The sequence below is a fragment of the Cryobacterium sp. TMN-39-2 genome, from assembly GCF_004402745.1.
Classification (GTDB): domain Bacteria; phylum Actinomycetota; class Actinomycetes; order Actinomycetales; family Microbacteriaceae; genus Cryobacterium; species Cryobacterium zongtaii.
Genome location: NZ_SOFX01000011.1, coordinates 48337 through 62197, shown reverse-complemented (window position 1 = coordinate 62197; position 13861 = coordinate 48337). Strand labels below are relative to the sequence as shown.

The window sequence follows — 13861 nt, the reverse complement described above, 5'->3', positions numbered from 1 at the left end:
CTCTTGACCGAAGCTTTGGCCTGGTCTTCCTGACCGTCTGCCTTCAGATACTCATCGTTTTGTGATCACCAACGGTTTCCTTGAACCCGCCGGTGACGTCCTGTCCAGTGTTCTTTATCTTGCCACCAGCGTGCTGGTGAATAAGCCGAACCCGGGCAGGGCCAGCAGTGCACCGATATTGGTCTGGCCAGGATCGAAGGTGAAACTGGACAGGTCGATCTCTGGCACATTCAGCGGCGTGCGGAAGAAATGGTATGCGACCAGCACGGAAGACGGGGTCTCCCGTCGATTCGGTGCACCCCAAATCGTTGACCAAAATCCGCTCAGCCCTCGCACGCAGTGGTGCCGAAACAATCTGACACTCAGAGTCGACGCACATACCCGCGAACCACGCCACCCGCGAAGCCACTCTTTGTTCTATGCGGGTTCAGCGCTGCCCGAAAACTGAAAATGCAATGGAATGGCTTGGTTCAACCAGACACATTCACGCTGGCTTTGCTGACTGCTCGTATTTAGCCAACTGGACGTGAGGCTCTCGTTCCGGCGGAGCTTGTCAAGAATCATCGTCTTTAGATGCCAGAGTGTGCGGTCATGAATGTACACCGACACGGGTTCTGCCCCGTACGTGAATTTCCCCATCATTATCCTCATCTACGCGGGAGCCGCTGCTCCTTAGAACATACGTAGAAAGGGGCGCAGCGAACAGCGCGTGCTCCTGTCGCGGCCAGGACGCGATCGCCCGGTTTGCAGCTGAAGGATTGTGTCTGGGGCTGGAGGTCGCACTCGTAATCGCGCCGCTAGGTGACGATCCCGCCGGACGGGGCGAAGAACGGAGCCAGCGACACACCCCGTACATACTGCCAACCTGCCTGCGGACGACGTACTGAGAGTTCTCGGGCTTGGACCGGTCGGACATTTCGCCAGCCGTATCGGCCGCCACCTCGAGTACCGGGTAGTCGCCGTCGACTAAGTCCCCTAGCGCCGACTGACGATTGCATCCCGATAACGCCGATATCCGCGCTCGTGTTGGGAAATCACCGATTCGCTCGACCTCCCCACGCAGTGCGGCACCGGTCTTTTGCAATCATGTGGTATCTGGACCGAAGGTAGCCAGGAACACGGCTGGCGGTGCATGCTTGAGCCACTGAACCACGATGTGGAGGGATAACAACATGACCGGCACCGAGTTGGGCGATAACGATCAAACCCGTAAGGACACCAGCTACAGCCCAGCGAGCGAAACTGAAACGCAAGCCAAACAAGACGAGGCCGCGCCATCAGAACTTGACCCAGAAATTGCAACCAGAGTGAAGGTGGCACCGGGAACAGGCGGTCCCGATGATGTCGGGGACATTGAGGTAAACGAGGAAGACATCAACCTTCCACCGTTCGGGGAAAAGGCAGAACCCCCGGATTGAGAAAGAAGAACCAGTAAACGAACCTCGGATGCCGTCGCCAATGTCAGCGAACCCGAGGAGCAGGCAGAGTGCCCTAGGCCTCCCCCGGCATCTTGCGGGATCGTTGCCCGTCGGCATGGGCCTGTGCGAAGAGGTCAGTTATTTGCACCTCGGCAGCAAAATTCAGGAGCGAGCACATGCGCGAAACCGTGGTCGTCCAGGGCATTCTGGCAGTGATCCGAGTCGTGCTCGTGATCGCAGGTAGTACGTACTTGTCGACCAGCGTGCCGCTTGGCTTACTTGGCGCAGTGGGTGGCCTGCTCGTTATGGTGGGAGCAATAGTCGTCGTCATGCGGAGGAAGCAAACCACGAGCGCTCATCCGCACAAGTGACATTTGTCGGCTCGGGGCACGCCCATCCCCGAAAGATGGGCCTGAGCGTGGACGACGACGGTCGACGGTGCGGCTGTTCTTCAAGCGGCCCTGTGCGACGCCGACGTGCTGGCGCCGATCTCAGCTGTGCAGAAAGACGCTGGGTACCGTGAGCTCTGGGTCGAGCTGTCGGACATGTCAGGGGTGCACCTTTAGTGGACTTGACGTGAGTAGAGGGCGAAAAGGTCGAGACGATTCCCAGACCGAAACCGGGCAGTTACTCTTTCGGCATGAGAGAAACTTGGGCGCTCTTTAACCTCGTTTACGTCCAGAGCGGGTGGCAACGGTTTCTGCCGAGTTCCGCCATCGCGATTTTGTCCTACCTGGCGACCCAGGGCGCCGCGTCGTCTGCAGCAATAGACGAAGAGCTCAAAGACGACGTCCACACGGCTGACGGTCTCACCTCAGAGGTTTGGGAACCTCCGTTGGAATACACAGACGAAGAACTGCGCCAGCTCGATGAAAACTCCGAGGGCATTCCCCTCCAGCGAGAAAGCTCTCGCCGTAGCGCTGAGGTGGTCAACGCTGAGGCGCTAGCGACGCGGACACGACAGATTGCCGAGTTCGCGGACTTCAGCTCGCACCTAGGCCTGGCAGCTACTGAGACTTTGGCAGATTTACTGGACTTCATGGCAGCTGCACGGGTCATTGTGCTAGCCAATGGTAAGTACTCCATCAATCCGGTCGCTCCTCTGCCGGAGGAAGTCCTGCCCCTCAGCGAATCGCGCCGCGAGACAGAGGCCCAGCTTCGCTGGGGCCAACTGCATCAAGAAATGTCACAGCGGATTATTGCGCTATTCAAACCAGAACAGCCTTACTCGATCAACTCGATGTCGACAACGATAGATGAGCTGGCCCAGAGTTTACAAGCAGATCCACAGTCCATCCGCGAAGCCCTGGCCGTCCTCGTCGACGAGGGAGACTTCACCATCACCAGCAACCCCCTACGAGCGTCTGCAGACGAGCTTTTCACCATCGACGTGGACTGGGAAGCGTTCTACGCATCCCGAATGTCGGTGCGGTTTAGCGATCCGCCCAATGAAGATGCGTAGACGGCGCGAGGGCCCCGAATCACGTCAAGCGGGCCCGGCCTCATCCTATAAAAAAGGGCTAACTGATCATCTTCTCTTGGCCGTCGCCGTACGGCTGGTCGACGATCTGTGCTGCGGTGTCGCGCAGACTCGTGTGCAGTTTGCGGGCCTCGGCCCGCAGTAAGCCAAACGCCTGATCCATGGGCACACCGTAACGTTGGCCGAGGACGCCCTTGGCTTGCTCGATAAGAATTCGGCCCTCAAGCATCGCTTGCATTTGGTCCCGAACGGTTGTGTGGCTTTGGAGCTTCCGATGCTTCTCGACACTGTTAGCGGCGTACAGGGCCATCGCCTCTGCCAATTCCGCATCGCGACGGCTCAACCCGCCGGGCTCTGCCAAGAACAGATTCAACGCGCCCAAGCTCTGCGAACCAAACCGTATCGGAACAGAGCGGACAGCCCGATATCCGCGGGCCTCAGCGATCGCGCCAAAGGCCGGCCAGGTCCCTCGAGCGTCGGCGATGTTGGGAACTTCAATCGTGGTTCCCGTCCGGTATGCGTCCAGGCACGGACCCTCGTGGGCGCCGAGCTGTTCCTCTTCCACATCGCTGGCCCGCTCACTGCTGGACGCTGCGACGTGAAGGACGTGACTGCTGTCGGCCAGGAGGATACCCGCGGCAATAGCAGCCGTGAACGTCGTGCACCCTCGAACCAAAACGTCCATCGTGTCGATCACGTCATGGCCCGTTTGCAATGTGTCCGCGATTGCTACGAACACTTCAACGAAGCTTTCCCCCTCATTAGCGAACATTCCCACACGCTACAACGCGCACCCCATTCCCGCACCTCCCAGTTCGCCCAACTCTGCTCGTCGCGCGTCCGCCTTCCACCCGCCAGGCCAGCGGACGCAGCCATTCACCGCTCCCTCGGCGCGATACGGCACCGGCAACCACGAGCGCCGCGAAATTGACTTGCGTGCAAACTTCGTGCCGTGTCTAGGGGACATGCAGCTTTCCAAGACACCAGGCTCGTCTAATCTCAGCGTTCGCTCCCCCGCAATTCCCGGTAGGTCGAGCGTCTCGGGAACTCGTTTCATCAATGTTCGTGTCTCATGGTTCTGGATGGGGCTTTTCGAGGCTGAATTTCGCCGTATGAGATTGCTCGGCTATACCTGTGAATCGCGGCGATAGATGGTCGCGTTCTCGCAACGCTATCTGTCACTGCGCAGCAGGTGGGCCACGCCCTCATGATCGTCGCTGGCTTGCCAGCACGAGCACTCTACTCTTGAGGCATGCCTGAGGTCAGAGCCGTCTTCGACGCCGCTATTCTCGAATGAAGGTGGTCTGCAAGCACAGCGGTTCCGAGTGGACCTTCCCGACCCGAATATGAGCCAGGAAGAGATCGCGCGATTATTCGTGTCGTCGCTTGACCTCCTGATGACAGATAGCGCGGTCGTGAGCAACGTCCAGATCATCGAAGAGCCACACAAGGGCACACGCGGAGGTCCTAGCGATCCCCGAACGTCGGCCGCAGGCTCGCGATCCTAGTCGCTCCTGTCCACTCGGGAAGGAATCGAGGAGCACCACGTCGGAAACGATCGTTTATAGGCAGGCGTGGCCGGCACGGTGAGCGTGTCGTTTCTCGAGGTCGCCTGCACGGCACATTGCGTGTCTGCGCTGCCTGCGCAGGCGACTATGTGTCGGCGTCCCGCATCCGAGAAGGCGGCGACGAATCCCCTGATGGCGCTCCCGCCGAGTCCCGCTGTCATGTCCGTCATGATCGTCCCCGCTTTTTACTTGGGCCCACCTAACCAGAGGGGGCAGACATCAGCCGGTCCAGTGCGCGGCGCGCTTCGAACGGCGTGCATCCGCACCGGCTGTTTAGCGATCCTCGGGTCTACTGCCATTCCTGCACGCCGGAGTGCCACGGGTGCTGGGGCGGGAGGCTGAATCGCGGTTCCTGGGCTAGTTCCCGATACTGCGCCGGCGCTGAGCCCGGGGTGCGCCTCACCTGATCGCCTCCCGGCTGACGGTATTGTGGCTCGCACATACATGTCGCAGGGGAGGGATGACACGTGTCGCCGAGTGTGAATGCACCGCTGCCACCGCACTCGCCGGCCTCAAAGAAAGCCCTCGGCCGACGGCCCCCGTGGCGGGAACGGAGTCGCCTGGTACGCGGGTGGCGGCTGTGGGTGGCGCGGCGGCCGCGCACCTTCACCGAGAAGGTGCAATATAAGATGCTTCGCGACCGCAGGCCGCTTCTGGCTTGCTTCGCCGACAAGGCCGCGGTGCGGGAGTACGTTGCCGCCAGCATCGGTGCGCAGTTCCTCCCAGTCGCCTATGCCGTCACCGCCGTGCCGCGGGATCTGCTGACACTGGATCTGCCGGACGCGTATGTCGTCAAGCCCACCCATGGGAGCGGTGCTGCCGTGGTCGTGTCGGAGGGAGCACCGGCAGACACCACGCTACCGACCGACCCTGGAAGCTGGGAGTACCGTCACGTACGGCCGGGGGCGCTCGATCGTCGACACCTGGTCTGGCTTGCCGAGGGGTGGATCGCGCAACTCTATGGTCAGGGGCCCAACCGCGAGTGGGCCTACGGCCGGGTGCCGCGGCAGATCATTGTTGAAGAGCTGCTCACCGGACCGGGCGGAGACATCCCAGATGATGTGAAGTTCTTTGTCTTTCACGGATCCTGCCGTTACATCGAGATCGACTCGGGCCGGTTCGGCCGGCGGACCCAGGACTTTTTCGATGCGGACTGGAACCATCTGCCGCTCAGCGGTGGACCGCCCTGGGCCGTTCCGCAACCACCTCGCCCGGCGAAGCTAGAGACGATGATCGCGCTCGCCGAGCGTCTCGGTTCAGAGACTGACTTCGTGCGGGTGGATCTGTACGACCTCGGCGACAGGATCGTGTTCGGGGAACTCACTAGCTATCCGGCGGGCGGCCACAGCCCGTTCGAACCGATCCGGTTCGATGCCGAGTTCGGCGCGCACTGGCGCGTCCCGGAGCGGTACCGGTGATGGGGCCTCTCCCGCAACGGTGGCTGGTGGCTGTGACCGAGTACGCCGGTCTGACCGCGTACACCGGCGGTATCGGCCGACACTACGCGGCGTTGTTACCGGCGCTGGTGCAGCTGGGCATCATGGTCGACCTCCTGGTCTTCTCCCCAGACCCGCCAGAGCCGCCAGACCTCCCGGGCCGGAAGGGTCAGCCCCCGCCGGCGGAGCTCGGAGGCGTCACCCTGATCGGCCATCATCGCACCGGCACGCTTCCCCGGGTCGTGGAACTGGTCACGCGCGCGCTGCGGGTTCGGCGAGCCTTCCAATCCGGCCGCTACGACCGGGTCTTTCTGCCGGAGTGGGCCGCGCTTGGTTCGGGCCTGCCGCGAACCGCGCCTCTTCTGACCAATCTCGCCACCAGCATGGCGCTGGCCAACGAGGTCGCCGGGTTGACCATGCGCCAGTTCCCGCTCTCAAGCCGGCTCGTTGTCGCCGTGCAGAACCACCTTGAACGGCGGCAGATCACCCGCTCCGCCGGGCTGATCCCGATCTCCCGCGCGATGCTGGACTACACGGTGACGACGTTCGGGGTTCTGCCGCCCGCGCGGATCGTGCGGAACTGCGTGGATGTGGCGACGGTGTCGGCCCTGTCCCGCACGGCTCCGCTTCCGGACAGGTGGCCGACGGGGGATGACCCGGTGATTTTGTTCCTGGGCCGGCTAGAGCGGCGCAAGGGCGTCGTCGACGCTCTGCAGGCGTTCGCCCTCGTGAGCATTCGGCATCCGCGCGCCCGACTGGTGCTCGCCGGCGCCTCGGGCGACCGCCGGTTCGAACCCGACCGCTCCGAACTCCTCTCGTACCTCCCGGAGTCCGCCCGCGCTCAGGTCACGTGGCTCGGCCACGTACCGGGGGACTCCCTGTACAGCGCCATCCGCGCCGCCACTGTCACGATGTGCCCCTCCCGCTGGGAGGGTTTTGGCAACGTCGCGCTCGAGGCGAAGGCCATCGGCGCGGCACTGGTCTGCACTACCGGGAGCGGCTTCGATGATTTCTGCGTCGACGACACCGATGCCCTCATGGTGCCGCCGGCAGACCCGCAAGTCTTGGCTGCGGCGATCAGCCGGCTGGTGGAGCATCCAGAGTTGGCTGCGAGACTCGGGCGCACCGCCGCGGCCAGTGTGTCGCAGTTCGCCCCTGGACCGGTCGCGACCGATCTGGCGCGAGCCGCCGACGACCTGCTCGGGTCGCGGTAGGTCTACCCGGCCGGGCCGATCAAGCCGGGCGTGGAGCGCACCCAGCCGTCGCCGTCCCGGCGCACCGCCCCCTCGCGTTCGAAGGCCTCCAACCAGCCTGTCATCGGCCACTGGCCCCACTGGTCGGCGAACCGGCGGCCGTTCCGCAGGATGTCGTCGAGATGCTGCCAGGGCGGCGAGGTGGTGTGATGGTGCTGGTGGTAGGCGTGAGCTCCGCCGACCCAGGCCAGCGGGGTGCCGGCGTCGCGGAGCGCGAACGCGAAGTCGGTGTCCTCCCCGCCGTAGCCCTCATAGCCTTCGTCGAAATGGGGAAGCCCGGCCCAGGCGCGTGAGGTCAGCGCGAAGGACAGGGACCAGAACAGGGTGTACTGGGCTGGGGATGCCGCGACAACCTGCCCGGGCGCTGGCGCCGGGCGGGCGGGGTGTGGATTGGTGGCCGATACCAGTTGCGCGGCATCGGACACGTCCACGCCCGGCGCGAGGTAGGTGACCGGACCGCAGAGCACGGCGTCGTCGTGTTCGGCTGCAGCCTGGGTGTACCGGTCGATCAGCTCGGGGCCGGGAACACAGTCGGCGTCCAGAAAGATCAGCAGCTCGGCGCCGGCTCGCACGGCTTGGTCAGCGCCGGCGTTGCGTGCCGCGGCGAGACGAAGGCCGTGGGGCCCGGGAGGAACGTGCAGCGTGTGGTCGACGTTCAGGGCGGGTGGGGCATCCTCCCCGACCCAGACCAGCACGATGTCCACCTCGTCGAGTTTTCTCACGGCGTTCACTTGGTTCTGCAGGTGGCCGAGCCGGGGAGTCGACGAGAGGGTGACGATGGTGGCCCGGGTCATCGCCGGGCACCTTTGGCCGTGGCGTTGATCTCGGCGGCGGCGCGTTGACCCGCCCCCGCCGAGCGCCACTTCGACCAGTCAGGGTGCAGCGATCGAGCGCGCGCCAGCACGCCCGTCCAGTCTTCAGCGGCAGGCCAGGACGGTTCGACGACTGCCAGGCCGGAACGGGCGAGAGCCTGAGCGGTCTGCACCTGTTCGTCGAAGGGACGCGGCTGGGGGATCACCACGGCGCGAACGTTCGCGGCGGCCAGATCTGCGATCGAGTTCTGGCCGGCCCACGCCACGACGATCTCCGCACCGCGAAGCTGGTCCCACGGGTCGTCAGACCACCCTGGACCGCCGGATCCGAGCATGCCGATCGAGCTCCAGTCATACTCCGGTGTTGCCACGGCCGCGGCCTCGACTGCTGCCGCGATGACAGCCGTGCCGCCGGCGCCGCCCAGGACGAGAACCTTGGGTCTCGCGTCGGGGAGGTTCACGCCACCCTCGGGCTGGCCCTCGGCCTGCCGGCCATCGAATCTGCTGATTCCGCCCACATACACGACACCGGGCAGGTCGGCCAGGTGCGCGGGCCGGAGCAGTTCACCCGGCCAGGGCGCGATGATTCTGTGCGCGGCCCGGAACGCCAGAGCGTGCGGAACGTCGTCCCGGGTGCCCGGCTGGGTGATCAGAATTGTGGGAATGCCGAGAAGCCTGACAAAGAGGGTGACCTCGGCCGACACATCCACCACGAAGGCGGTGACGGGCAGTCTCTCGAGTGCCGCGGCGATGGCGCTCAGTCGTCGCCGGTGACCATTGTGGAGCGCAGGTGCCCAATGCAGCAGCCCGCCCGCATCGACGTCCCTGGCCCGCAGCGGGCCCCCCGTTTCAGGTTCTTCGGTGTCGTCGCGGTCCAGTACCACCCAGGTGCAGTTCGTGGGCAGTCCGGCAGGCTCGGGGAGCGAGCTGAAGCAGACGATGTCGTTGGTGATGTGGGCGGCGACTGCGAGCAGGCGGGCAAGGTGACCGCGCCCGTGATGGTGCACGTACCAGCCGATGCGCGTCATGCCGACCGCTCCCACACCGAGGAGGATTCATTGATGAAGCGCAGAAAGATCGCCTCGAGGTCCCGCGTGCGGGCCTCCAGCGAGAACCGGGCCACGGCGCCGGCGCGGGTGACGGTACGGAACTCAGGGTCGTGTTCGGACTGCTCGATCAAGACGTTCGCCGCCGCCGCGAGCCCGTCCAGGTCACCGCGCTCGGCGGTGACCATGCCCGTGCTTCCGTCGGCGATCTCAGACACCCCACCCACTGCGAAGCTCGCCACCGGGGTGCCGCACATGAGCGCCTCGGGGGCGACGAGACCGAACGGTTCCTCCCATGCCGGAGTACCGATCGAGCAGGCACTCCGGCCCACCAGTTCGGCCAGTTCCTCCGGCGCCAGGTGCCCGACATACCGGATCGAGTCGCTCAGGCGCGGGAAGACGTGTTGACACGCATACTCCTCGTCGCCGACCCGGCCGGCGATCACCAGCGCACGACCCAGCCGTTCGGCCACATCGATGGCCAGGTGCGGCGCCTTTTCCGGCACGAGACGGCCGAACCAGACCAGCGCGCTGCCGCCCGGCCCGAGCGGCCAGGCCGAGGGGTCGACGGCATTGCCGAGCACGGATGACTCGATTCCCGCCGCCGCCCACTCGCTGCGGGTGTGCTCGCTGACCGACAGGAAACGGCTGCGCTGCCCGGTGGCGGCCAGGTGGGCATCGACCATGCTCTGGTCCACGGGGGTGTGCAGGGTCGACACCATGGGAACGCCGAGTGCGCCGGCGCGGAGCAGGGGCAGCGGATGCAGACAATGGTTGGAGATGATGTCGAACCGGTCGGGATGGGCCTTGATCAGATCGAGCGCCTGGTCCAGCGCGGGAACGGAGACTCGTTCGTAGTCCGGCGGGTAGGTATCGTCGGTCGGGCGGGCGCCGGCGGGCCAGGTCAGTTCCGGAATGGCGAATCCGCTCGTCGGGTCGGTCCAGTCCGACCCTGTCACCGCGATCATCGTGACCACATGGCCTCGCGCTCGCAGCTGATCGGCCTCATTCCAGACCGCGGATTCCAGCCCGCCGGCGTGTGGAAGACGAATCGGGAATCGGAGGGGAGCGATGATGACAATTCGAAGGCGAGTGGCGGCCCTCACGAGCGAAGCTCTGGAACGGTGCGGTGCGCGTCAACGAGCTCGCGGTATAGGGCCCGATGAGCCAGGGTCAGGGCTTCGAGTTCCGACCCACGCAGCCCCCGGCGTCGACTCACCTCCCGGACCCTGCCGGCCGAGCCCGGCCGGGTGGACAACGGCGAGTCGATCGCTGCGCGGAGCGCCTCCGCCAGAGTTGTGCCGAGCTCGTCGGGCTCGAAGGAGACGACGGTGCCATCTGGATGCTGCTCGGCATAGAAACCGACCCGGGGTGCGACCACAGCGGTGCCGAGATCCCAGCACATTTCGAGCCAGCCGGAGTGAGTACCGTGCTGGTAGGGCAGCACGCAGACGTCCAGACCCCCGAGCAGGCGGTACAGCTCCTTATCGTCCAACCGCTCATGTTCCACCAACGTCACGTGCTCGTCGTGGCGGGCTAATTCCCGAATGGTCTCGCGCACCCCGTCATCACGCACCGTTCGGTGCAGTCGCAGCTCGGCCGACACGTCGAGGCCGTCGGCGGTGAGTCGGTCGATCGCGTTGCAGAGCGCGCTCACCATGGCGACCGCAGCGATGTTCGAGCGCAGGTCTTTGAGGTGCATCCCAACACGGATCGCGGGAGTGACGGTGGATTCTGTCGGCGCCTCGGCGTCTGGCACGACCGCTGGATGCGGCACGACCAGAGCGGTGCGGCCCCAGCGGCTCCGAATCTCCGCCGCGGCGCCCTCGGTGAGCGTGAGAAGCGCATCCGCGCCGGGAATGAGGACGTCGAGCTGGGCGCGATAGTCGGCTTGGTCGCTCAACTGCGGGTGCTCGAGGTCATGCACCGTGAAAACCACGGGCCAACCCGCCTCCCGGGCAGCCGAGAGGCACTCGACGAGGTGCTCGGCAGTGAACGACTCGGTGCCGAAATGGATGTGCAGCAGATCGGCGGTCGACGCGTGCGCCCGGATCCACTGCGGATCGAGTGCGACCGGGGGCCACCACACTCCGGCGGGGGCGCCCAGGGGGCGCGGATCGGGCAGGACGGTGATTCCGGCCGCCGTCGTGACGCTCGTGACATACGGATGCTGCGCCGGTATCGAAACCACTCTGATGCCGGGCAATACTCCTCCAATGGGTGCATGCGCCAGAGCAAGAACGCCTGAATAATATACCTGCCCGGCAAGGCCGCGGAGAAGCATTGACAATTATGTGTGCGCACAGTCATCATGCATGATGTCGTCTTCCGGAATCCCCGAGCTCGTTCTCGTGGGCCCGCCTCGGCACGGTGTTTCGGCGTACGCCACAGACCTGGCCGAGGCGCTCAAACTCGCTGGATTCGCAGTGTCAATGCCCGTGGTGCCAGATACGGAGGCGGCGGTGGCACGGACGGCGGGGACCGACCGGGTGCACGTGCACTTCACCGACCGGATCTTCGGCAGCACCCCGGAGGACGCTGCCGATCTGGTGGAGAGGATGGCCGCGCTGACCCGGCTCAGTGTCACGCTGCATGACCTCCCTCAGCCCTCGGACGGTACCCGGTTCGCGCGCAGAGCCCGCGCCTACGGCAGGGTCCTGGACGCCGTGCGGGGAGCGGTCGTGAGCAGCGAGCACGAGGCGAACCTGGTCGCCGCCCACCTCCCCCCGCCAACACGCCCGGTGACAGTGATTCCGATCGGCACTCGCGTTCCCTGCTCTCCCCAGACGCATGCTCCCCAGACGCGCGATCAGGCCGCGGATGCGCCCGCCGCCCGGGGCTCACTCCGGGTGCTCATCGCCGGGTTCGTCTACCCGGGAAAAGGGCATCTGGAAGCGATCGACGCTGTGGCCGCCGTGCGGGACACGCTGCGGGCCACGGGCGAACCCATGGAAGAAGCCACGGTGGTGGCGATCGGATCCCCCTCGCCCGGTCACGAGGCCGATGTCGAGCACCTCCAGCGACACGCGGCGGCCTCGGGAGTGATCCTGAGAGTGACCGGGTACCTCGACGACATCGCCTACCGTGCTGCGGTATCCGCGCACGGTATCCCCCTTGCCGCCCACCAACATCTTTCTGCCTCGCGATCGATGCTCGACTGGATCGAACAGGGCAGGTTGCCGTTTGTCGTCGACTCGCCGTATGCCCGCGAGATGGCCCGGCTGCGGCCGAACACCCTGCGCCTGTACCAGCCGGCGCATCTCGCCGAGCATCTCGAGGTCGGCTGGCGCCGACCGGGCTCCACCCGACTGGCGCCAGGCACGCCTTTGCAACCGACACTGACCGATGGCGCGCTCGCCTACCGCGACTGGTGGGCGGGGCTGCAGTGACGGAGCGCGTCCGGACCGACCGGGCGGTGCCGGGTAACCGCTGGGATCTGCTCGACGGAGTTTGTCCCGTCGTGCCACCGACCGTGTCGGTCATCATCGCGCACTACCGACAGCCCGATCAGCTGGCTCGCCTGCTGCACGCGCTCGGCCGTCAGGACTTTCCGGCCGACAGGGTCGAGATCATCGTGGTTGACGACGGTTCGCCGGATCCGCCGGTGGTTCCACGCGGTGTGCGGCTTCTCGTGCAGGCCGACCAGGGGTTTCGTCTCGCCGCGGCACGAAATCTCGGGGCCGCCGCAGCGCAAAACGAGATCCTCGTCTTCCTGGACGCCGACACCACGCCCGAGCCGGAGTACCTGCGTGAGATCACCCGGCTGCCCGCGCTCGCCTTCGACAGCGTCACGGTCGGGCGTCGCAAACACGCCGACCTCGCCACGGTTCCGACGACGTCGCCGATCGAGATCGCCGGCCCGAGACACGAGCTCGAAGATCCGTCCTGGCTGGTGGATGCGTACCGCCAGTCCCGCAATCTTCTCGACCTGGACTACCGCAGCTACCGCTATCTGATCGGGGCGGTCCTGGCGTGCTCCCGACGCTTCTTCGCCGAGACCGGCGGGTTCGACGACACCTTCGACCGATACGGCGGCGAGGACTGGGAATGGGGCTACCGGGTGTGGTTGCAGGGCGCCGTGATGGCTCATGTGCCCGAAGCCGTCGCCTGGCACGATGGGGCCGACCGTGCCGGGCGGGAACCCGGTTCGCTGGCGGCGAAGAACGCGGAAACCCTGCGCCTGACCGACCTGATTCCCGTTCCCGGATCCCGGGGGCGAGGGGTCCCGGCCAGTCGTGTGGACATCCTCGTGACGGGGCCAGGGGCGGACGCCACCGAGGCACAAGCGTTCGTGAGCGTGGATTCCGCCCTGGCGGCTTTGCCGCGGTCCAGTGCTACGTGCGCGAGCGTGGGTGCGGTGCCCCCGATCTCGCCGGATCCAGAAAGGTTTGATCGCGTTCGAATGGAGTTCATTCTGGAACGTCCGGTCCGCATCCAGCCCGGCGCGCTGGCGACCGTGCTTACCGCGGTGGAGAGCGGGAGCTACCAGGAAGTGCTCGTGAGGGACCCGAACGGGACGCTCCTGCTCAGGGCGCGCTCTCGCCGCGAGACCGCCCGCCAGCTCCGTTGGGGCGGAGATGCTCTCTTGCCCACTCTGGAACTCGGGGACCTGCCCGGCATCACCGAACTGGTGGCCGAAATCGACCTGGAAGCGTACCTCGGGGGGTGGTGACGGGGCGAGTTGTCACGGGCAACTTGCAACGGGCGACTGGCGGAATTGGGCACTCCTAGCCTTCTTCGCGGGACGAACCGGGAAGCCTAGGCCGGCAGCTGCCTCGCGTAGGCGGCCGTCACTGTGCGCTCGGAGAGCAGCAGGTAGTCAGTCAGAACGGTCGCGGGTATGTTACT

At 65.5% G+C, this 13861-nt stretch carries 13 protein-coding genes; 7 read left to right on the top strand and 6 right to left on the bottom strand.

The features are described 5' to 3' along the window. Nucleotides 1-114 precede the first annotated feature (114 nt). Entirely contained in the window at nt 115-267 is a 153-nt protein-coding gene (locus E3O57_RS18595) for a hypothetical protein (protein ID WP_165787899.1), read from the bottom strand. 905 nt (nt 268-1172) lie between these two features. On the opposite strand from E3O57_RS18595, the gene E3O57_RS02365 reads away from it, so the two are divergent. The 3 genes from E3O57_RS02365 to E3O57_RS02355 all read left to right on the top strand — a co-directional run bounded on the left by E3O57_RS02365 (nt 1173) and on the right by E3O57_RS02355 (nt 2880). Then, nucleotides 1173-1418 (top strand): hypothetical protein, encoded by a 246-nt coding sequence (locus E3O57_RS02365; RefSeq protein WP_241990272.1) that lies wholly within the window; start codon nt 1173-1175, stop codon nt 1416-1418. A 176-nt stretch (nt 1419-1594) separates the two neighbouring features. Further along, nucleotides 1595-1789, top strand: coding sequence for a hypothetical protein (locus E3O57_RS02360; protein WP_103479006.1), 195 nt, complete (start codon nt 1595-1597; stop codon nt 1787-1789). 269 nt (nt 1790-2058) lie between these two features. Then, on the top strand, nt 2059-2880 hold the full coding sequence (locus E3O57_RS02355; RefSeq protein ID WP_103479005.1) for a DUF6042 family protein: 822 nt from the start codon (nt 2059-2061) through the stop codon (nt 2878-2880). A 58-nt stretch (nt 2881-2938) separates the two neighbouring features. Here the strand turns inward: E3O57_RS02355 and E3O57_RS02350 are convergent, their stop codons facing one another. After that, nucleotides 2939-3670 (bottom strand): GAF and ANTAR domain-containing protein, encoded by a 732-nt coding sequence (locus E3O57_RS02350; protein WP_103479004.1) that lies wholly within the window; start codon nt 3668-3670, stop codon nt 2939-2941. A gap of 1263 nt (nt 3671-4933) precedes the next feature. Between E3O57_RS02350 and E3O57_RS02340 the strand changes: the two genes are divergently transcribed. Continuing rightward, nucleotides 4934-5884: an ATP-grasp fold amidoligase family protein gene (locus tag E3O57_RS02340; protein WP_341476130.1), complete on the top strand. Its 951-nt coding sequence runs from the start codon at nt 4934-4936 to the stop codon at nt 5882-5884. Nucleotides 5885-5910: 26 nt separating this feature from the next. Then, nucleotides 5911-7116, top strand: a complete 1206-nt coding sequence (locus tag E3O57_RS02335) for a glycosyltransferase family 4 protein (protein WP_165787901.1) — start codon at nt 5911-5913, stop codon at nt 7114-7116. A 2-nt stretch (nt 7117-7118) separates the two neighbouring features. Here the strand turns inward: E3O57_RS02335 and E3O57_RS02330 are convergent, their stop codons facing one another. The 4 genes from E3O57_RS02330 to E3O57_RS02315 are packed head-to-tail and all read right to left on the bottom strand — an operon-like array spanning nt 7119 to nt 11204. Next, nucleotides 7119-7949, bottom strand: a complete 831-nt coding sequence (locus tag E3O57_RS02330; protein ID WP_103479002.1) for a glycosyltransferase family 2 protein — start codon at nt 7947-7949, stop codon at nt 7119-7121. Continuing rightward, nucleotides 7946-8995 carry a glycosyltransferase gene (locus tag E3O57_RS02325; protein WP_103479181.1) on the bottom strand — a complete coding sequence of 350 codons (1050 nt, stop codon included), beginning with the start codon at nt 8993-8995 and terminating at the stop codon, nt 7946-7948. Before E3O57_RS02325 ends, E3O57_RS02330 begins: the two co-directional genes overlap by 4 nt. Further along, nucleotides 8992-10119 (bottom strand): glycosyltransferase, encoded by a 1128-nt coding sequence (locus E3O57_RS02320; protein WP_103479001.1) that lies wholly within the window; start codon nt 10117-10119, stop codon nt 8992-8994. The genes E3O57_RS02325 and E3O57_RS02320 overlap by 4 nt, the downstream gene beginning before the upstream one ends. After that, nucleotides 10116-11204, bottom strand: a complete 1089-nt coding sequence (locus E3O57_RS02315) for a glycosyltransferase (RefSeq protein WP_103479000.1) — start codon at nt 11202-11204, stop codon at nt 10116-10118. Before E3O57_RS02315 ends, E3O57_RS02320 begins: the two co-directional genes overlap by 4 nt. A 124-nt stretch (nt 11205-11328) precedes the next feature. On the opposite strand from E3O57_RS02315, the gene E3O57_RS02310 reads away from it, so the two are divergent. Both E3O57_RS02310 and E3O57_RS02305 read left to right on the top strand, forming a co-directional pair. Continuing rightward, entirely contained in the window at nt 11329-12402 is a 1074-nt protein-coding gene (locus E3O57_RS02310; RefSeq protein ID WP_241990271.1) for a hypothetical protein, read from the top strand. Between the two features lie 71 nt (nt 12403-12473). Beyond that, nucleotides 12474-13685, top strand: a complete 1212-nt coding sequence (locus E3O57_RS02305) for a glycosyltransferase family 2 protein (protein WP_241990270.1) — start codon at nt 12474-12476, stop codon at nt 13683-13685. The last annotated feature ends 176 nt before the right edge of the window (nt 13686-13861 follow it).